Annotated in this window: 20 protein-coding genes; 4 read left to right on the forward strand and 16 right to left on the reverse strand. The window is 65.7% G+C overall.

Annotated features, from left to right (window positions below):
• Nucleotides 1–12: 12 nt before the first annotated feature.
• Entirely contained in the window at nucleotides 13–549 is a 537-nt protein-coding gene (locus tag AB4118_RS19220; protein ID WP_441491249.1) for a hypothetical protein, read from the reverse strand.
• Nucleotides 550–755: 206 nt separating this feature from the next.
• The gene (locus AB4118_RS19225) at nucleotides 756–1,580 is read right to left on the reverse strand and encodes a hypothetical protein (protein ID WP_441491250.1); all 825 of its coding nucleotides are present in this window, start codon (nucleotides 1,578–1,580) and stop codon (nucleotides 756–758) included.
• A 153-nt stretch (nucleotides 1,581–1,733) separates the two neighbouring features.
• Here AB4118_RS19225 and AB4118_RS19230 point away from each other — a divergent pair, with 153 nt between their 5' ends.
• On the forward strand, nucleotides 1,734–2,738 hold the full coding sequence (locus tag AB4118_RS19230) for an AraC family transcriptional regulator (protein WP_441491251.1): 1,005 nt from the start codon (nucleotides 1,734–1,736) through the stop codon (nucleotides 2,736–2,738).
• A 78-nt stretch (nucleotides 2,739–2,816) separates the two neighbouring features.
• Here the strand turns inward: AB4118_RS19230 and AB4118_RS19235 are convergent, their stop codons facing one another.
• From AB4118_RS19235 to AB4118_RS19260, 6 genes are all read right to left on the reverse strand, one after another.
• Nucleotides 2,817–4,202, reverse strand: coding sequence for an RNB domain-containing ribonuclease (locus AB4118_RS19235; protein ID WP_441491252.1), 1,386 nt, complete (start codon nucleotides 4,200–4,202; stop codon nucleotides 2,817–2,819).
• A 441-nt stretch (nucleotides 4,203–4,643) separates the two neighbouring features.
• On the reverse strand, nucleotides 4,644–4,946 hold the full coding sequence (locus AB4118_RS19240) for a hypothetical protein (protein ID WP_441491253.1): 303 nt from the start codon (nucleotides 4,944–4,946) through the stop codon (nucleotides 4,644–4,646).
• Nucleotides 4,947–5,175: 229 nt separating this feature from the next.
• Nucleotides 5,176–5,619, reverse strand: a complete 444-nt coding sequence (locus AB4118_RS19245) for a hypothetical protein (protein WP_441491254.1) — start codon at nucleotides 5,617–5,619, stop codon at nucleotides 5,176–5,178.
• A gap of 186 nt (nucleotides 5,620–5,805) precedes the next feature.
• Entirely contained in the window at nucleotides 5,806–6,120 is a 315-nt protein-coding gene (locus AB4118_RS19250; protein WP_441491255.1) for a c-type cytochrome, read from the reverse strand.
• A gap of 351 nt (nucleotides 6,121–6,471) precedes the next feature.
• Nucleotides 6,472–7,749, reverse strand: a complete 1,278-nt coding sequence (locus AB4118_RS19255) for a PQQ-dependent sugar dehydrogenase (protein ID WP_441491256.1) — start codon at nucleotides 7,747–7,749, stop codon at nucleotides 6,472–6,474.
• 852 nt (nucleotides 7,750–8,601) lie between these two features.
• Nucleotides 8,602–9,588 carry an alpha/beta hydrolase family protein gene (locus AB4118_RS19260; RefSeq protein WP_441491257.1) on the reverse strand — a complete coding sequence of 329 codons (987 nt, stop codon included), beginning with the start codon at nucleotides 9,586–9,588 and terminating at the stop codon, nucleotides 8,602–8,604.
• Between the two features lie 185 nt (nucleotides 9,589–9,773).
• On the opposite strand from AB4118_RS19260, the gene AB4118_RS19265 reads away from it, so the two are divergent.
• Nucleotides 9,774–10,751 carry an ABC transporter substrate-binding protein gene (locus tag AB4118_RS19265; RefSeq protein WP_441491258.1) on the forward strand — a complete coding sequence of 326 codons (978 nt, stop codon included), beginning with the start codon at nucleotides 9,774–9,776 and terminating at the stop codon, nucleotides 10,749–10,751.
• 54 nt (nucleotides 10,752–10,805) lie between these two features.
• On the opposite strand, the gene argE is transcribed toward AB4118_RS19265, so the two are convergent.
• From argE to AB4118_RS19290, 5 genes are all read right to left on the reverse strand, one after another.
• Nucleotides 10,806–11,918, reverse strand: coding sequence for an acetylornithine deacetylase (argE, locus tag AB4118_RS19270; protein WP_441491259.1), 1,113 nt, complete (start codon nucleotides 11,916–11,918; stop codon nucleotides 10,806–10,808).
• A gap of 53 nt (nucleotides 11,919–11,971) precedes the next feature.
• Nucleotides 11,972–12,907, reverse strand: coding sequence for a DMT family transporter (locus AB4118_RS19275; RefSeq protein ID WP_441491260.1), 936 nt, complete (start codon nucleotides 12,905–12,907; stop codon nucleotides 11,972–11,974).
• 10 nt (nucleotides 12,908–12,917) lie between these two features.
• Complete coding sequence (locus tag AB4118_RS19280) at nucleotides 12,918–13,643, reverse strand: alanyl-tRNA editing protein (protein ID WP_441491261.1); 726 nt, start codon at nucleotides 13,641–13,643, stop codon at nucleotides 12,918–12,920.
• A 156-nt stretch (nucleotides 13,644–13,799) separates the two neighbouring features.
• Nucleotides 13,800–14,630, reverse strand: a complete 831-nt coding sequence (locus AB4118_RS19285; RefSeq protein ID WP_441491262.1) for an AraC family transcriptional regulator — start codon at nucleotides 14,628–14,630, stop codon at nucleotides 13,800–13,802.
• 105 nt (nucleotides 14,631–14,735) lie between these two features.
• Complete coding sequence (locus tag AB4118_RS19290) at nucleotides 14,736–15,737, reverse strand: helix-turn-helix transcriptional regulator (RefSeq protein ID WP_441491263.1); 1,002 nt, start codon at nucleotides 15,735–15,737, stop codon at nucleotides 14,736–14,738.
• 349 nt (nucleotides 15,738–16,086) lie between these two features.
• Here AB4118_RS19290 and AB4118_RS19295 point away from each other — a divergent pair, with 349 nt between their 5' ends.
• Together AB4118_RS19295 and AB4118_RS19300 are read left to right on the forward strand one after the other, a co-directional pair.
• Nucleotides 16,087–16,827: a hypothetical protein gene (locus AB4118_RS19295; RefSeq protein WP_441491264.1), complete on the forward strand. Its 741-nt coding sequence runs from the start codon at nucleotides 16,087–16,089 to the stop codon at nucleotides 16,825–16,827.
• Between the two features lie 41 nt (nucleotides 16,828–16,868).
• Nucleotides 16,869–17,702, forward strand: coding sequence for an acid phosphatase (locus AB4118_RS19300; RefSeq protein WP_441491265.1), 834 nt, complete (start codon nucleotides 16,869–16,871; stop codon nucleotides 17,700–17,702).
• Nucleotides 17,703–17,779: 77 nt separating this feature from the next.
• Here the strand turns inward: AB4118_RS19300 and AB4118_RS19305 are convergent, their stop codons facing one another.
• The 3 genes from AB4118_RS19305 to AB4118_RS19315 form a co-directional block, all read right to left on the reverse strand.
• Complete coding sequence (locus AB4118_RS19305; RefSeq protein ID WP_441491266.1) at nucleotides 17,780–18,196, reverse strand: GFA family protein; 417 nt, start codon at nucleotides 18,194–18,196, stop codon at nucleotides 17,780–17,782.
• Nucleotides 18,197–18,404: 208 nt separating this feature from the next.
• Nucleotides 18,405–18,869, reverse strand: coding sequence for an SRPBCC family protein (locus tag AB4118_RS19310; RefSeq protein WP_441491267.1), 465 nt, complete (start codon nucleotides 18,867–18,869; stop codon nucleotides 18,405–18,407).
• Nucleotides 18,866–19,186 carry an ArsR/SmtB family transcription factor gene (locus AB4118_RS19315; RefSeq protein ID WP_441491268.1) on the reverse strand — a complete coding sequence of 107 codons (321 nt, stop codon included), beginning with the start codon at nucleotides 19,184–19,186 and terminating at the stop codon, nucleotides 18,866–18,868. The genes AB4118_RS19310 and AB4118_RS19315 overlap by 4 nt, the downstream gene beginning before the upstream one ends.
• Nucleotides 19,187–19,270: the final 84 nt, after the last annotated feature.

Here is a 19,270-nt window from a genome sequence, read left to right on the forward strand (position 1 = left end):
GACAGCCGAGGGTCAGTAGCAGGGCGGGTACGGATAATATCCGCAGGCCGGTCGATAGGCATACGGGGCGTAATACGCTGCGGCACCCAGCGCGCCGGCGGCAACCGCGCCCCTGTAATAGGCTCCCCGAAATGCGCTGCGTCGCGCCACGCCGGCGAAGGACAACGGCGTAAATGGCCGGCCGATCAGGTCGATGAAGATCGACGCAGGGCCGTCGCCGCCCGCAAGGTCGCCCTCCATCACGTCGACGTCGAATGTGACCTGGTCGCCTTCGAGCTTGGGTGACTTCAGGACTACGACCGCGTCGCGAATACCCGAGCCATCCCTTGTGAAAGCTGACACGGTCGCGTTCGGCGGGTCCTTGTAGAAGCTGTCGGGGCTCTGGTTGCCCGGCAGCCACTCCTCAAGGATATGCGCCGTGAGTTCGTGACCAGCGGACCTCACCGGGCGGTCGGCGAAGACGATGGAGTTCGGCGACAGACCGCTCAGCACCAGCTTTCCGCCCTGCAAGGTGGCGCCGCGCGCGCTGAGGACAAATAAGGACGGCACGAGTTCGGGCTTCGCGGGCGTGCCGATCGCTTTCTGCAGTGGCACATGCGGGGGAACGGCCGGCGTCGCCTGAGCTGATGCAGAGTTGGGCATCAATGTCAGGGCAGAAACCGCGACAGCATGAAGAAAGAATAGGGCAATTGTATTTCGCGCGGTTTGCATGGCGCACTTCCTTCGTTTGAATTCGTTAGTGCGGTCTACTGGCTCTATTTCGGGAACAGGAACTGGAGCTGGGCCCTGAGCTGCCAATCGGCGGCTCCGCTGGGCTTTGCGACGTTGTAATAGGCTGCGAGCTGCGCGTTGACGGGCTGATGGCCGATCTTGAACACCCGTCCGAAGCCGCCGCCGATCGGCACCGTCCAGCGGTCGCCATGGCCGGCCTCCCAGTCGGCAGTGATGATCGGGGACGAGGTCAGGTACCAGCCGCCGTGAAAATTGTAGTTCACGAAGGGCTGCAGCGTCATCGCATTGACCGCGCTGCGGTTGCTCTTGCCCGCGAAGGACCAGACATTGTTGACGAGAACGCCGACGACCCAGGGGCCTTCGATCGCCAGGGCGACGAAAGCCGGACCCGCCGAGTACTTGCCGGCGGTCAGGGTCTTGTCGGTGCCGGTCGGGAATACGAAGGTCGGCCCGATGCCCCAGATGATGCCGTGCGTCGGCTGCTTCGGCGAGAAGAAGAAGCTCGGGTTGATGTCGCCGAGGCCGAACTCGCGCTCGCCATTCACCGTCACGGCTGGTTGCGAGATCACCGGCGTGATCCAGCGCGTGATCAGGTTCCAGTCCTTGTTCAGCGTGATCGGGATCACGGGCTGGATGTTGAGGACGTTCTGCAGCTGCTTATGCGGCCCGACATTGAAGTTGAAGTTGTTCTGGAAGGGCAGGCTGATCATGTCGGCAACGGGGTTTTGCGCCGCCTTGGCCAGATCGGCCGTGTTCCCAGTCGAATCCTCCGCCAGCGCTATTCCCGAACACGACAAGGTCGCGAAGAGTGTCAGTCCAGCTAACCTGATCAACGTCCTCGCGTTCACGGCCGGAAGTTCCTTCATCGACAACAAAGCTGCCGACGGCCAAAACCGGTTTCCCGTTTGCCCGCGGCACTTATACTGTGCGACAAAACAGCAATCGGATTTCGAGACCACTCATTTTGCGCCAACCTTGCGGTATTCCGGAGTGTCCAGCGCGTGTCTGAAATCCCCGTCATCTCCAGCCATATCCTGCACGGCCTGCCGGCATTCCTGCGGCATGAACTCGGGGAGAGGGCGCTTCTGCGGGCGAACCGTGCGGCTGGCTTCGATATCGAGCTGACCGAGGGCCGCAATTGCTTCATCCCGCATGCCGCAGTGCTCGGCTTCGTGAATGCCGCCGCGAGAGTCGCCGGCGAGCCCAATCTCGGGTTCCTGATCGCCCCGATGATGAACGCCGGCAACTATGGCTGTTTCGGGCGCTATATCCTGGGAGCCGAGACGCTCGGCCACTCCATCGAGCGGGCGATTGCGGCCCTTCGCTATCACAGCACCCATGACCGGATGTCGCTCGCGATCACCGGTGATGAGGCGCGCTACAGCTATGTCTTTGCGCTTGCCGGCCATGCTGGCTACGAGATGATCGCCGGGGCTGCGGCCGGCGTCCTGCTCAGCGTCATCAGGGCCTATTTGCCGTTCGACTGGCGGCCGCTGCGCATCGAGCTCAATATCGCGAGGCCGCGCCAGGCCGGCCTGTTCGAAGATCTCTTCCATTGCCCGGTCCTGTTCAACGCGCCGGCCGTGACGATCGTCATCGAACGCCATCTCTTGTCGGCTGCTCCGAACCGCGGGTCATGGCCCATCGTCACCATCGAGGACGTGGCGCGAGACCGGCCCGGCGGAGCGCCACACGATCTGCTCGACGTCGTCATGGCACAGGTCCGGGCCCAGGTTCTCACCGGCAGCGTCTCGATCGATCGGGCTGCCCGACCGATGGGGACCAGCGTCCGGACGTTGCAGCGCGAGCTGAACCGGGCCGGCACCGATTTCCGCAGCCTGGCGAACGCGGCACGGCTCCAGCGCGCGACCGAATTGCTTCGGCACATGAACGGCTCGATCACCCGTGTTGCGGCGGAGATGGGCTATTCCTCTCCCGCCAATTTCGCGCGCGCCTTCCAGAAGGCGACCGGCCGCACACCCCGGGAGTTTCGCTCGGACATGTAGTCGCGCGCCGTTCCGCAGTACCCCGCAGCTCTGCGATCCGCACCGGCTGTTGGACGGGCTCTCGGAGCGTCATCGCCCTCAACCTGCTCGTTCGAAGGTGATCATGTTCTGCAGGGGGTCGGCAGATGTCAGCCTGACCCGGATCCTATCGCCCGGCTTGCTGTCCTGCCCGCGAACCCGCGCGACCACCGGCAGCTCGCAGAGCTGGATGCGCAGGCCGTGCTCATCCGCGTCGGTCACGACCGCCTCGAACGCGGTTCCTTCGCTGCCCTGGAGCATAAGAGCTTCGGCCAGATCGATGACGTCCCGGTCCACTTGACCGTCGCGCGCATCGGCCCGCGCCATCACCGCAGGCAGTTGTTCGAATGCGGCCGATACCGCTGGCGGAACCGGCTGGCCGTTCGCCACCGCCAGGGCGGCGCGCACCACATAGCGATCGGCGAGACGGCGCAGCGGTGCCGTGGCATGCGCATAGGTCGCCGCCATCGGCGCATGCCACGGCACGATGCCTTTGCGATAGGGAACATAGTTCGCGCCGCCGCTGGTCCTCCGCACCGCCAGCATGAAGGCCGCGTGGCTGCTGTCGGCGGGATTCAGCGTCTTCTCGAACTGGACGAGCGTCTCCATCTCCGGCCATGACAATCCCAGGGCGCGCGCGGTCTGGCGCAGGCGCTGGACGGCCTTCTGATCCGGTTCCTGCATGACCCTGAACAGGCCGGTCCGGGCTGTCAGGAGTGCCGCCGCGATCGCGATATTGCTGGCCAGGGACAGGGTGGCGTTCTGCTCCTCGGCGCGCAGGCGCGGGCGGAAGATCAATTGGTAGCGGCCGTCGCCGAGGGCATCGACCTCCTGTTCAGGCGGGTCCACGCGCGCTGCGCCGCGCCGGCTCTCGGCAGCCTCGATGCGGCGGGCCAGTTCATCGAAATCGGGCGGCAGATCAGACGCGCTGACCCTGTCATAGGCGAGCTTGGCGGTGCTGCGGATGACAGCCCGCTCTGCATTGTCGAGATGGACATTGCCATCGGTGTCGACCCGGGTGGTGAAGATCACCGCCGGCCGAGGTCCGGTGGGCAGGAGGCTCGCGGCGCCCTCGGCGAGAACCGGCGGATACAGCCCGACCTTGCCGTCCGGCAGATAGAGCGTCGTGCCGCGCTGCCACGCTTCCCGGTCGACCGCGTCGCCATCGTCGACGAACCAAGCGACATCGGCGATGGCGTAATGCAGCAAAAGGTCGTTGCCGCTGCGCTCGATCGTGAAGGCCTGGTCGAGGTCCGTCGATGTCGCGGGGTCGAGCGTGACGAAAGGCCGGTCCGTGCGGTCGACATGCGCGGTCGGCGCGCGATGGGCAGCAGTTTCCGCGGCTGCAAGAACCGCGGGCGGAAACTGCTCCGGCACGCCGAACTGGCGGCGTATCGCCGCCATTCCACCGATCAGCGCATTGGTGGAATCAATGAGGGTCTTCATCCTCGCGAGACCTCTGCCCGTTGTTGAGCTGCTGCGAAGCAGCCCGCGCGAAGGTTCGCGAACTGCTATAGTTGCAACCGTTTGGGCTTCACATGCAACGATGGTGACCGGTCATGTCGAGCGATGCGCCTCAGACTGGATCGGGCGCACTTCGCTTCCCGCAGACGTGGGACGCAATCTGCTCGCCGGCCTGACGCTGGCGGCGATCACCACCCAGGAACAAGTCCTGCAATATCGCAGGAGATGGGTCAGGAGCCGAAGTCAGGCGAGACCCTTGGCAAAGTCTGCCTCCGGGCGACTGGCCGAGTTGCGTTTATGGCGCGTGTTGGCGAGGCCCGAGCGGCGCTCCATTGTTCGACACGAGATAGGCACGCCGGTGGGATCGACGACCGACCTGCGCGTCGCGCATAGCCTGTTTCCAGTGTCACGCCCGCGTGCCCGCTAACTCAGGTTGTTGCCCCAGATCATGATCGACAGCGAGAAGGTGATGAGGCCGATGACCGCCAGGATGAACGCGCGACGACGGGTCCCTGCCTCGCTGTGGTTCAAGCCGGCCAGCAGTGTTGCAAGCGTCCAGAGGCCCGTGAATGCCAGAAGCACCAGAGTGTAGACTGGGCCGGACAGGTCATAACCGCCCCCTCCGATCGACGGATGTTCCGAAGGGCCGGGGCTGAGGCTCCAAACCAGAACGCCCACGACCACGGCGAAGACGGCAAGCCATACGTAGAACCCCCTGCCTTTCAATCAGCCCTCCTCAGGCATTCGACGGTCCCAAAGGGAACCGAGCCCCATCTTGTTTGGTCCGCTTTTCCAGATCCGGACGGTGGCCGCACAGCCTCGGAATGACAGAAGCTGGCGCGTCTCACGTCGCAAATGCTTGGCGACACGGACGGCGTGTGGCTGCGCGGCGATCCCTGCATCTTGGTAGCATCGACCTTTGGCAGCAGGCCACTCGCGCGCGCTGGCCGCGTCTTCAGCCGTCCCTATCGAAATCGATCAGCTGCCCATCGGCTGCAAATTCGGCATCGAACTTGATCCCGTCGGCAAGGCGACCTTCGATCTTGATGCGTCCGCCTCGCTCGAACTCAATCCTTTCGAGCGTAGCACCGGCCGGCCAGGACGGGTTCTGCAGCACCGGGGCCGGAACCAGCGAGCGGATCTGGTCAATGGGAAAGAGGCCGCGCCCTCGCGCTTCGATTTCATCGATTTCCCCGTTCTGCTCCAGTTCCACCTTGATGCGAGCGCCGCCGGGCAGGGTGCCGTAGACATATCTGCCATAGGCGATGTGCGGCTTCGGGCGGGTCTGAATGTCGGTCAAGCCGAGCTCCACAATCGACCGCGGGAGATCCTGGGCGGCAAGCAGGCCGGGCCAGGCGAAGCTTGCCGCAAGGGCCGTGGCTACGAAGATGCGCTTCATCACTTGCATTCCTCTCCGCTGTCGGTCGCGCAGCAAGCCGGCTGTCGACGTCGCGACACTCCGCCGAGATTGTCAGAGTTGGGCTGGAAGCAGAAGTCGTCCTAACCGACGGGGGGGACCCGCTGAGCGGCTCCGGTACCTGGCGGCACCGGTGCCGGAGGCCGCCGCTGCCGCCGACGACGGTCCCTATTGCTGGGACAGAATCCACTTCACCAGACCTTCGGCCTCCTCGGGCGAGACGCCGGGTTGAGGCGGCATCGGCATCTGACCCCAATTGCCGCCGCCGCCCTTCACGATCTTCTCGCTCAAGGTCTTGAGCGCGGCTTCGTCCTTGGCATAGCGCTCGGCAACGGCCTTGTAGGCTGGACCGATCATCTTGCGTTCGATCGAATGGCAGGCGACGCAGTTTTTGCTCCTGGCCAGTTCGGGGCTTGCGAAAGCGGGCGAGGATGCCAGAAGCGCGACGAAAGCGGCTGCGGCGAGGTGGCGAAAGTCAACCATGGACCAGGCTTCCCATCATGCGCGATCCGGATCGGTCGGTATCGCGGAACAGTGGTCGAAACGAAGCGGATAGCACCAACGCAAGGATCATCATCGGCTCTCCGGTCGGGGCGGCCAGGCACGCGATGATCTGCGGGACATGCGCTGAAACGCAAGCGCTGCCGGAGCCGGCACTTGTCCGCCGCCAGGCGAGAAGCCCAAGCTCCATCTGTCCGTATCGTCTCGTGCTGGTCGGTGTCCGAAGCGGTTGCGAATGCTGATCGCGTCAGGTCTGCGGGCGCGGCCAGGCCGAGCCCGCAGACGGAAGGTCGGCCGCGCCGCCGCTGCGGCAGGCGCGGCTGCCCATCAGGCTCAGTTGGGCTTGAGCTGGTAGACGTCGCCCTGGTCGGTGGCCACGTACATGCTGCCGTCAGGCGCCTGCACGACGGAGCGGAAGCGTCCGGCCGGCATCGGCAGGGACACCGTGCTGCGCGTGGCGGACGCGCCGTCGGGCGTGATGTTGAGCACGTCGAGGCGGTTGCCGACCGGCGTTCCGTGGATGCCGATGCCCATGAAGGTCACGACCATCCGGCCGTTCCAGTCCTTCCATTGAGGGCCGTTCAGGAATACGCATGACGACATGCCCTGCGAAAGCGTGTCGTTGTTCCAGGCCGGCTTCATCGCGTTGGGATAGGTCTTGGTGTCGGTCATCGGCATGAAGGCCGAGCGCTCCTTCGGATCCACTGCGCCCATCTGGTTCGGCGAGTATCCGCAATAATTGTCGGGGCAGTCGGCGCGCCCGGCGATGTTCGGGCGCGGATCCCAGCCCGCGTTGCCGCCGGCGGTTAGCGCCGTCACCTCGTCGCTATGCCAGGGGCCGTTCTCCGCCGTGTAGGGCTGGTTGGTGCCGGGCCGGAAGCAGATGCCCTGCGGATTGCGGTGGCCGTAGGTGAAGACGCGCGTATCGAAGCCCTGTGGCGGGTTGTTGCCGGGCGCGGCCTTGCCGTCCCGGTCGATGCGCAGCACTTTGCCCCCAATGCGGGTCGGGCCCTGCGGCACCTCGCCATTATGGGTGTCGCCCGTCGTCACGTAGAGGAAGCCGTCCGCGGGGCCAAAGCGCAGGCGTCCGCCATTATGCGCGCCGGCATCGCCGAAGGGATGGTTGCTCGGCGCCGCCTTGTAGGCGATGTCGGTGACGATATCCTGCCGGTTCGAGACCTTGGTCAGATCGGGGCTGACCACGAGCCGCAGCACCCGATTGGTTCCCGGCGCGGTGATGTTCGACGCCGAGGACACGTAGATGAAGCGGTTGCTGGCGAAGTCGGGGTCGATCGCCACGCCGCTCATGCCGGCCTGGCCGCTGCAGAAGAGGTCGGACGCGGTCTCGGGGTAGTTCTTGGAATCCTTGATGCCGAGCAGGGCGTTGATCTTGCCGGAGGGGAGCCGGACCGAGAGCCCACCGCATTTCTCGGTGAAGAACATCGTGCCGTCGGGCAGGAAGGCCATGTCCCAGGTCAGCTCGCGCCCGGACATCACCGTGGTGCTGGTGAGCCCGGGCGTTCCGCCGGGGCTTTGGGCCGTCGCCGCCCCGGATAGGGCGAATGAGGCCAGTAACGTATAAGGCAACACGAAGCGAATACGTCGAGTCATCGATGTCTCCTCCGAGTTATTGTGCATCCCTGTAAAGGCCAGCGATCCGCCGGATCCTGGGCCGAAAGCATTGTTCGACAAGTCGATTGTTATGCGAGCGTCCAATGTCGTGCAACATCGTTTCGCGTCGAGGTGGTGCGTCGATTCCGTGGCAGGGACGCTGGGGCAGTTCTAAACTTGATTGGCTGACGTGAGGGTCAATATTGACGATGATGAAAAGGTTTACGCAAGAGGATAGGCCGCCGGATGCCGTGCGATATGCCGTTATCCGAGGGCGCCCCCCAATTGCATGCCGCGATGACGATAGGTGAATTGATGATTGCTGAGTCGCGGTTCGCTCTGAGTGCCGACGGTCTCGAAAATGGGCAGATATAGACTGGAGAATTTCCAGATTAGTCTCGGCCATATCCGGGAGCTACTTTGCGAGGCTCGCCAGCCAGGGGCCGGATCGCCGGGAACGGTGGCCCGGGCCCGGTACGCCCCGGTCCCAATCTCGGCCAGCTCGCATGGTGGCGAGGCGCAGCATCCGCCGTTCGCGTCGCAATACGCGTCCTTCGGCGGGGTGGCTTTCGGGACGACGGAGGATTTCTCGAGCGCGCGTGACCGGTGTCCCGATCTGGAGTAGCCGGCTCGCCATCCCGTTCAGGAGAAAGCTCCAGCATCGCGCGTCGCCGATCTTCGGGTGCCGCCTGTCCTCTTTTGGAAACCTCGTCTTTCCAACGCGATAGAGGAGGGGGATGAATCTCAATCTGAGGGCGAGGGCAGGGTCTGGCGCCGACCTGTCAACTCCCGACCAAGGCGGCCAACGGGAATCTCGCGCCATCTGAGCCACCGCTTGGCACTTGCAACAGCTCAGTTTGACAAGCGAGGTCCCTGTGCCGGCATGGAGGTGAGCGTGCCGACAATCCGGTCTGTGCCCGCGCCTGCCGCGCAGAGCGCGTTGGCGGTCTCGCCGAAATCGACGAGATCATGGTGGCGGGCATCCGTGGCGCGCTCCAGCGGGATCAGCCAGGCCGCATGGCCGCGGCGCGTGAGGCTTTCGAAATAGAGCTTCTGGGAGGAGAACGGCACATTCGTCTCGCGCGGGTCACCGATCACGAAGACGCGCCGCACGGGATCGGTCGGCACCTTGTCGAGCGCGGCCGAGGGGTCGAAACGCTCCGATCTCTGCCCCGGCCTCACGAGGCCGCGTGCTTCCAGATAGGCGCGATAGGCGGCTGCGCCGGAGGAGATCACCGCACAGCGCAGATCGTCGCGCTGCGCCAGCATCTCCGCGACGAGCGTGCCGCCACCGCTATGCCCGCCGAGCGCCCATGACTGGATGTGATACTGCGCCTTGAGACCGTCGAGCGCAGCCGAAATGAGCTGCGCTTCGATGGGGCGGCCGCGCATCGTGTAGTGCTTGCCGGCGCTTCCATAGGTTCCGGGCCGCCCCAGGAAGATCGATGGGATGCCGAAGCGGGCCGAAAGCCTCTGCTGCAGCGCGACCATCTCCGTCGGGCCGAAGCCGCCTTGCCGCTTGTCCGCATTCGCCCCCTTCGGTCCCAGCACGTCGCCGTTCAGCCAGATCGCGGCGACGGGGATCGTGCCGGAGCCAGGTTTCAGCCCGGCCGCATAATATCGCAGGCATGTCGCCTGGGTTTCGAGCCAGATCGCGGTATTCTTGGCTTCCAGCGCCGCGCACTCGGTCCGGCTGATCCTGATGCCATCGACCACGGCGATCGGGTCGAAATTCGCCCGCTCCGGGATGGATTGAGCGGAGGCCGGCGCCGGTCCTGGCGCCGCGGCAAATGTCAGCGTCAGCAGGCCGAGGCGGCTTGAAGCTCCTATACTGCGCATCCTCGTCTCCAAACGCGTTGCCGCCGAACCGGTACAGGCGCGGCCGATCCATGGACAGGGCATGATTGGCTCATTTCGCGGGCGGAGGCGAACGCCATCCCGCCCCGCGGGCGAAGCGGCGACATCTGACGACATTTCGGCGCGCATCGGGCAAGATGGCGCCCCTGCCACCGGAGGGTTGGCCGATGACGCGACGGGATTTCGTCCTCTTGCTCGCTGGCGCAGGGCTGACCTGGCCGCTCGGATCGCGTGCGCAGCAGCCCAAGGCCGTCCATCTCGGCTGGCTCACCATGGGACGGGTCGCCGAAGTCAGCCCGTTTCTCGACGCATTGCGTGCCGGGCTTGCCGCCCTGGGCTATGTCGAGGGCCGCAATCTCACGATGACGGCGCGCTATGCCGATGGCGACAGTGACCGGGTCGTGGCCTTGGCGGACGAACTGGCCGCCATGCCGGTGAATGTGATCGTCACCCATGGTCCGGCGACGAGCCTGCTTCAGAAGGTCAGCGCCGTCGTCCCGGTGATCTATGTGTTCAGCGCCGACCCTGTTCTGGCCGGGCTCGCCGAGAGCCTTGCCAGGCCCGCACGCAAGATGACCGGAATCACCTTGATGTCGGTCGAGCTGAACGGCAAACGCTTGGAAATGCTGCGGGAAGTGATGCCGCAGATCAATCGTGTCGCGATCATCGCAAGTCCGACGCATGCCGGAGAGGAGCTGGAGCGAAGCAACTCGATCGAGATGGCTGAGAAGCTCGGCATTGCGATCCAATATTTTTCCACCCCGGGTCCCGACGCGCTCCGTCTGGCCTATGCCGGCCTGGCCGCCGACCCGCCGCAGGCGATCGTGGTCTTTCCCGATCCGATCACCTTCACGAACCGCCGGCAGATCGTCGATGTCGCGAACGCACACCGCATTCCCGTCGTCTCGGCCTGGGCCGATTTTGCGGAGGCCGGCGCCTTGTACACATACGGACCGAAGCTCGCTGAATCCTATCGGCGGGTCGCCTATTACGTGGACCGCATCCTGAAGGGAACGAAGCCGGCGGAACTGCCGATCGAGCGCCCGACCGTGTTCGAATTCGTGCTCAATCTGAAGACGGCGAGGGCGCTCGGCATCGAGGTCAAGCCAGCTCTGATCGAACGCGCCGATCGCGTGATCGAATAGCGCGCCGGCTCCGGTCGCCTGCGCCGGCGAAACCGGCATCGTGGGCGCGGCCCTTCAGGAGTGACGGCGGCCGGCCCAGCCCGCGAGCCGGGCCAGGAAGGCGTCGGCGGCCCCGAGCTGCGCGGGCGCGATCCATTCGTCGGGCTGGTGCGCCTGGGCGATCGAGCCGGGCCCGCACACCACCGCGGAGATGCCGGCGGCCTGGAAGAAACCGGCCTCCGTGCCGAAGGGCATCGCGAAGGGCGGGCCGATGCCGCCGAGCGCGGCGGCGACAGCGAGCGCCGGCTCGTCGCCGGCGCTCGCCAGAGGCGGAACATGGACATGCCTTCGCGTCGACTGGCGGATGTCGGGCGGCGTTGCGCGGGCGAGATAGGCGGCGACCAGCCGTTCGGTCTCCTCGGCATCCTCAGGCGTGACCGGCCGGAATTCCCAGAACAGCTCGCAGGCGGAGGGCACGATGTTGATCGCCGAGCCGCCCTCGATCCGGCCGAGATTGACGGTCGTGCGGTCTATTGCCCCGGCGCGGTGCCCGACCGCCCTGAGGAAGCCGGCGAAATCGGCCGCGGGATAGATCGCGCTCGCCCCCGCGCTCGGATCGCTCGAATGCGCGGCCTTGCCCGCGAAACGGGTACGGAACCCGAGAAAGCCGCGATGGCGGTCGCCGAGCCGCATCAGGGTCGGCTCGCCGATGATGGCGAGCTCCGGCATCTCCTCATGGGCGAGCAGATCGGCGATCAGGTCGGGCACGCCGAGACAGCCGACCTCCTCGTCATAGGACAGCGCGATATGGATCGGCCGCGCGAGATCGGTGGCCGCGAAACTCTCCGCCGCGGCAAGGCAGGCCGCGATGAAACCCTTCATGTCGGCGGCGCCGCGGCCATGGAGCCTGCCGTCGCGCTCGCTCAGCCGGAAGGGGTCGGAGGACCAGCTCTGGTCGTCGACCGGAACAGTGTCGGTATGCCCGGAGAGGACGACGCCGCCCGGCGCGCGGGGGCCGAAGCTCGCGAGGATATTGGCCTTGCCGCGACCCTCGTCATGGCTCAACCGGACACGGGCGCCGATGCCGTCGAGGCGGTCGGCGACGCGCTCGACGAGCGCCAGGTTCGAGCGGCTCGATGTCGTGTCGAAACCGACCAGTTCCGCGAGCAGGGCGATCGTCGCAGTCATCGCCGTTCACGCCACCTGCTCGTGATCGGCGAAATCCTCCTGCGCAAACACGGTCATGATCTGGCTTCTCCGGGGCGTCGGGATACGGACGGGCGGCCGCCAGCGGCGGCGAGGCCGAAGCCGCCGAGGATCAAGGCCGCGCCAACGAGATGGAACGGCTGCACGGGCTCGCCGAGCAGCAGGAAGGCGAGGGCGGCGGTGAACAGGGCGACGAGATGGAAGGAGGCGCCCGTCACGCTCGGCCCCAGCGCACCGACGCAGCGATTCCAGATGATGAAGGCGAGCAGCGAGGCGAAGACGCCGATATAGAGCACCGCCGCGATCGGGCCGGGCGATATCGGGATCGTCGCGCCCTGGGCGAGCTCCCAGATCCAGAACGGCAGCAGCACCAGGAGCCCCGCCGCCATCGTCGCGGCCAGGAAGAGGAGCGGGTCGAGATCGGCCGGGCGGCGGCGCAGCAGCACCGAATAGACCGCGTAATTGGCGACCGCGATTAGAACCAGCGGCTCGCCGCCGGTGAGGCTCAAGCCCGACAGCGTCGAAGGCGCACCGCGCGCGACGATCCAGCTCACGCCGACGAAGGAGATGGCGATGCCGGCCAGCGTGCGGGCCGAGACACGCTCGACGCCGAGCATGAAGGCGGCGAGCGGCACCATCAGCGGTAGGGTCGAGTTCAGGAAGGCGACGCTCGCGGCCGGTGCACTTTGCAGGGCGAGATAGCCCAGCGCATTGTAGCCGGCGATGCCGAAGGCGCCGCAGGCGAAGACGAGGCCACGCGCGCGGATGAGCGCCTGCCGCTGCGCACGAAGCGTGCCGAGAACGAAGGGCAGCAGGCAGGCGAGCGCTACGAGCCAGCGGCCGACCGCCAGCGAGACAGGCGGAAAGGATCCTGCGAGCGCCCGGCCGAGCACGAGATTGCCGGCCCAGAACAGCGGCGGCAGCGGCAGGAGCAGCAAGGGCTGCGACCAGAGACGCTGGAAGAGATACATCGCGAGCGCCTTACGCGACGCCGGCGAGGCCGATGCGCAGCCGGCGGTTATGCCGGCCCTTGTTGTCGATCTTCAGGATGCTGATCGGCGGCGAGGCCCCGGTCGACGCGAGATGCGTGCCGCCGCAGGCCTGCCGGTCGAGCCCGACGATCTCGACGATGCGGACCTGCCCGTCCGCCGTCGGCGGCGGGGCGACAGAGCGCGAGCGGATCAGGCCGGGCTCCGCGAAGGCCGCGGCTTCCGCGACATGGCTTTGCCGCACCGGAAAATCCCGCCGGATCAGATCGTTGACCGTGCCTTCGATGGTGCGCAGGCGCTCGTTATCCGCCTCGGGCAAATCGAAATCGATGCGCGCCGTGCCGTCATCGTTCATCTGCACTCCTGTGACGAGCGCGCCATTGAAATCCTGGAAGACCACGGCATTCACGATATGCAGATCGGTGTGCAGCGCCCGCATCAGCTGCCGGAACGGCCCGTCGACCCGCGCTTCCACGGGCGCCGCCGGCAGTTCGAGCGGTTCGGCCAGCATGTGCCAGAGCCGGCCGCCCTCGCTTTCGAAACCCGCGATCGCGACCTCGCCGCCAGTCCAGGCGAGCGTGCCGCGATCGGGCAACTGGCCGCCGCCGCCGGGATAGAAGGGGCTCTCTGAAAGCGCGACCCGGCCTGGCCGTGTCTCTACGACCTCCGTGGCCAGAGTCAGGACATCGGGATGATCGAGGCAGTAATAGCGGGACATGAAACTCACCTTGCGGGCAGCCCCGACGGGGGCTTGCCTGCAGGCGAGAGTGGCGCGGCGCGGCGCGTGTCTATTGGCGAAAATTGAGAGCGCGATCAGATCGCCCGGGTTCAGCGGCTCTGCCGAAGACCGCAATCCACGTTTCCTGCCAGTGCTTCAGCCGGACGCGGCGCGCACCCATTGCAGCGGCGTGATGCCGTAGCTGCGCTTGAAATGCCGCGTCAGCGCGCTCTGGTCGTAGAAGCCGGCGTCGAGCGCAGCAGCGGCGATCGTGGCGCCGCGCCCGAGCGCCCCGATCGCCGCCTTGAGGCGCAGCTGCGTGAGATAGGCATGCGGGGTCAGCCCCGTGCTGCGCTTGAACAGGGCGATGAGCTGGAACGGGGTCAGCCCGACCTCCAGCCCCAGTTGCTCCAGCGTGAGGTCCTCGGCATGACGCTCCCGCATGATCTCGCGGATGCGGGCGGCCTTGGCGCGGTCCCGGGCCGGCAGCACCAGCCGGGGTTCGCCCGCGGCATGGCGCCGGATCAGGGCACCGAAGCTGCGCAGCAGCAGCTCGCGCTCCTCAAGCGGATCGTCGCCCTGGTCGAGGATGCGGTGCAGGCCGAGGAAAGCCTCGATCAGATCGGGGTCGTGGATGGTGTTGCGGCTGAAATAGGCGGTCTCATCCAGGCCCAGCGCGGTCTTCAGCGTCTCGATCGCCGGTGGCGTCAGGTAGAACCCGCGATAGAGCCAGCGCCGGCTCCAGCCCATCCGCCCGGAATGGGGCTCGTCGGGGTTGAACACCAGGAGGCTCGAGGTCCTGGCCTCGTCGCTGCGTCCGCGGCTCTTGAATTCGGCGCCGCCGGCTTCGGTGACGGCGACGACGAAGCCGTCATGGCTATGGGGCGCATAGTCATGGCTGGTGAAATCGGCAACGAGGCAGCTCAGGCCCGGAACCCGCGGGTCGTGCCAGTAGCGCGAGGAGTTGCGGAGGTCGATGCGGGCCAAGATGCGATCCGGACGGTGAGGACGGGTGCGATGGTGCGACGATCCAGGCCGGATCGCAACCATGCTGCATTGCCGAAGGCGCGCCATCGGCACCTCGAAACGCGCTCATCCCAGCCGCGATTGCTCACGGAACTGACGCGGCGTTACGCCGGCAATGCGGCGGAAGGCGCGGCTGAAATGCGCCGGGTCCGTGTAGCCGGTCGAAAATGCGACATCGATGATCCTGGAATCCGTGTCGCGCAAAAGCCTGGCCGCATTCTCATATCTGACCGTGTCGAGGATGTCCGAATAGGTCAGGCCGACATGGGCGAGCTTGCGCTGAAAGCTGCGGGCGCTGACGCCTGCCATCTCCGCGACCTCGGCCAGAGCCGGGGTTCGCTCATCCAGATAGGCCGGCAACATCAGCTTGAGCAGTTCGACGATGTCAAAGGCCGAGGGACCATCCGCGTGATCGTGCGGGGGGGCAAATGAGTCGGTCGAACGGTTGGAAAGACCAAGGTGGGAGACCGGCAGGCTGATCCAGGCAGCGTGCTGGCCTGACAGGAACTGCACATTGGGCCAGGCGGCCCGCGTCGCAGGACCCGGCGTGTACCTCGTCTCGAAGGCGATCGTTCCCGGCATCCAGTCGGGCCCTGCAAACTGCCGGATGATGTAGACCGGGAAAATATTCTGGATCCATTGTGCGTATTCCAGATTGAGCAGCCCATCTGTCCCGGCGAGCCTGCTGCAGACGCGCGCATGATCGTCATGGTGTTCGATCCACATGCTCAGGATCGTATCCTCCCGTGACGCCCAGCGGCAGGCGTGCCTGAGCGCAACGAGCAGTGTCGGGGCGTGCGCGATCAGCGCCCGGGTCCTTTCTCTCAAATGCAGGAAATGCAGCCGCTGGGTCGCGAGGAAGCCGAAATCCTCGATGCCCTGGGTTCTCCCGGCGGTTGCCGCGAAGCGCAGCACCGGCAGGAGCGGCAGGTAGAAGTCGCTCTTCTCCTCCAGGGACGAGGGAAGCCGGAACTTCTCCAGGAGCGAATGTGTCGGCGCCCCCATCTCGTCGAGAATTCCGACGAAGGGCAGAAGGAACTGGCCGCGCGTCAAAGGGATATCAGCCATCGGATCTCGCCGTGATCATCGGGGCGCCGCGTTTCCTGGGGCAGGGCTACCCCAGGATTCGCCAACGACGCGCAGAATAGCCGGTCGCGATTGGCGCGAAATGGCAAGACTGCGATCTGCCCATGCACGAAATGCTGGGAACGGAGTTCGCCTGCCGGTCGGGACATGATCGGCGGCACGGAGGCGTCGGCTTCCGCGGACGGTCCGCCTGCACGAAGGGTCGGCAACGCCGTCGCTCCGCCCGTGCGGCGGGTCGACACAGGCCACGGACAGGCCACGAGACCAGAGATCAATGTCAGGGGAAACGGTGCGCTCTCTCATCATCGCGTTGACGTCGGCAGCATTATACATGCCCGCCTGGGCGTCCGATCTCCCGCAGCCAGCCCGGCCGCCAGCCCCTGTCATTGCTTCAGGGCCAAGCTTCTCCATCACGAGCTATCTCTGGGCGACGGCGATCGACGGAAAGAGCGCAACCTTCCCGCCGCTGCCGGCCGCGGATATCCACCTGCGCTTCCGCGACGTGCTGAAGGAATTGAACGGCGCGATGATGGCCTCCGCAGAGATGCGTATCGACCGCTGGGGCTTCCTGGTCGATGGCCAGTTTTCGCAGGTGACGACCGGCGGCAACCTGCCCGGGCCCTTCTTCTCCGCGCTGAAGCTGCGCTCGCAGAGCACGATCGTGCAGGGCTCCGCCCTTTATCGCGTCTATGAGGACGCGGCCGTTTCGCTGGACCTGGGCGGCGGCGTCCGGTTCTGGAACCTGAACAATAAGCTGGAGGCCCTGCCGGGCCCGGCCAATCTCCGGATCGACCACCGCGACTCCGAGATCTGGGCCGACCTCATCCTCGGCGCCCGGCTCGGAATCAAGCTCGGTGGCCCATGGAGCGTGACGGTTGCAGGCGATGTCGGGGGCTTCGGCGTCGGCTCGCACCTGACCTGGCAGGGCTTGGGCAGCGTCAATTACGCTTGGAGCGAGAGCCTGACGTTGAAGGCCGGTTACAGGGCGCTCCATGTCGATTATCGCAGGGGCGGTTTTTCCTACGATGTGACGCAGCACGGTCCCGCGGTTGCGGCAACATACCGGTTCTGACCGGTCTGCCTATGAGTTCGACGATGGCGAAAGGAATGGATATGTCTATGACGGCGAGCGCGGTTCGGGCCGCAGGTGTTTCGATGGTTGCGCTCATCGCGCTCTGCGGGCAGGCCTTTGCGCAAGCGGGCGAAGCCCAGCCCAAGGTCACAGATCCGCATTTCAAGATCGCGCCGGGCTATCTCAAGCCATCCGAACTGCCCGACAGCCTGGTCCTGCTGGGTCCGCCGCCCGAGAAGGACTCGGCTGCGCTGGCCAGGGACGAAGAGGCGCGCAAGGCGACGCTCCCGCTGCGGAACACCAGCCGCTGGAAGCTCGCCTCTACCGATGCCGATCTCGCCTTTCCGCAGGCGGCCGACAATTTCTCCTGCGCGATGGGTGTCAGGATCGACCAGAAGCAGACCCCGCGCCTCTATGCGATGACGCAGAAGATGCTGTCCGATTTTGGCCTCTCCACTTATGGCGTGAAGAACAAATACAACCGCGTCCGGCCCTTCGTCGTTCACAACGAATCGACCTGCAGGGCGGATCAGGAGACGATTCTGAGGACCGATGGCTCCTATCCGTCCGGCCACACCGCCGCGGGCTGGGGATGGGCGCTCGTCTTCGCGCAGATCAATCCCGAGCGCTCGAATGAATTGCTCAAGCGCGGCATCGAATTCGGGCAGAGCCGCGTCATCTGCGACGCCCACTGGCAGAGCGATGTCGATGCCGGGCGCATCATGGGGGCGGCGACCGTTGCGCGGCTCCAGACCAATGCGGCCTTCCTTGCCGATCTCAGGGCGGCGAAGGCGGAAGTGAAGGCAGCGAAGGCGAAGCGCTCGAACCCGATGCCGGATTGTGCTGCCGAGACCGCGGCCCTGTCCGGGCCGTAATATGTCCAGCTGGGCGGCCGCCACGCGGCTCCACAAACCGGCACCGGCCGCCCATCGAAGCTCTGCTCCGCCGCCGGTCACCCCGGCGGCATGCGCTCGAAGACCCGTAGCGCGGGGTCGATCCTGTCCCAGCCATGGCCGCGAACGGCATAGGCGACCATTTGCGGATTGAACTGGCCGGGGTCGTCAAGGCTTGCCGCGTGCACCGCGATCAGCTCCGGCATGGCCTGGAATGTCAGGTAAACGGGCGTTCCGCAGGTGGGACAGAAGGCGTGGATCTTGTCGTTCCCGCTGTCGCCCGCCACCCGCCAGCTCTTCGCTTCGCCTGCGATGGCCACATCGGCGCGCCCGGCGAAGGTCAGATAGGAGCTATGCCCCGTGCCGCTTCGCTTCTGGCAATCCCTGCACTGGCAGTGGATCTCGACGATGGGTTCGCTGCTTGTCTCGTAACGGATCGCGCCACAGGCGCATCCGCCGGCAAAGTGCCTGGTCATCGTCGTTCTCCTGCTGCCAGGTGGCCCATGGGCACTGGATCGCCGCGCGTCCGTTCGGACGCGGGGATGGGCGATCCAGCTCCTTGTTCGAGCATCGGATCTTTCCGAGAACCAGATTCCGCCCTTCGGGCCGATGCTCTAACTCTTTGTGTTTTCATCGCCTTTTCCGAAAACCGCAATCCACTTTTCGGGCCGATGCTTTAAGGGCTCAGGCCGCTTTCTTCTTGCCGAAGACGTCGAGCCCCCGGCCGGTTTCCAGGAAGGATTTCAGGCTGGAAAGAACCACCGGCCACCCCTGGCTGATCCCCTTCGCCATGCTGCTGCCGGCCTGGAGCTCGTCATGGCTGACGGTCAGCCGGGTCATTCCGTCATAGTCGTCGATCTCGAAGGTGACCCGGCTATGGCTCGCCGGATCGGCGGCCTGCGCGGGGCTCGCCCAGGTGATGACGAGGCGTGACGGCGGCGAGACCTCGACGACCTTGCCGACCAGCTCGACGGTCCGCGCGTCATTGGCGCGGATATGCTGCCAGCCCGATCCGGCCTGCCAGTCGGAGACGTTCTCATGGCCCCAATAGCGCCGTGCGACCTCGGGTTTGGTGATGGCTTCGAACACCTTCTCCGGCGTCGCGACAATATAGGTCACATAGACAAAGCTGGTCGTTTCCGTGGTCATTCTTCGTCTCCTTCGATGTCTTTCTTCAGGTCGTGGAGCAGGCTGAGCCTGTGACGTTCGAATTTGCGGACCCACCGTTCGTAGACCTCGTGGATCGGCACCGGATTGATGAAATGCAGCTTTTCCCGGCCGCGCCTGACCGTGCTCACCAGATTGGCCGCCTCCAGGATGCCGAGATGCTGCGTCGCGGATTGCCGGGCCATGTCCAGGTTCTCGCAGAGCTGGCCGAGCGTCTGCCCGTTCCTTTCAAAGAGCAGGTCCAGCAGCTTTCTGCGCGTCGGGTCCCCCAGCGCCTTGAACACGTCGTCAGCGTCCATCGTCCTCACTCAATCTGCGAGGGCAAGTTATGCAGGTAAATGCCTGCATGTCAAATCGCGGCTTGGACCCACCGCAAACCCGAC

This window comes from Allobosea sp. 2RAB26, assembly GCF_052115465.1.
Classification (GTDB): domain Bacteria; phylum Pseudomonadota; class Alphaproteobacteria; order Rhizobiales; family Beijerinckiaceae; genus Allobosea.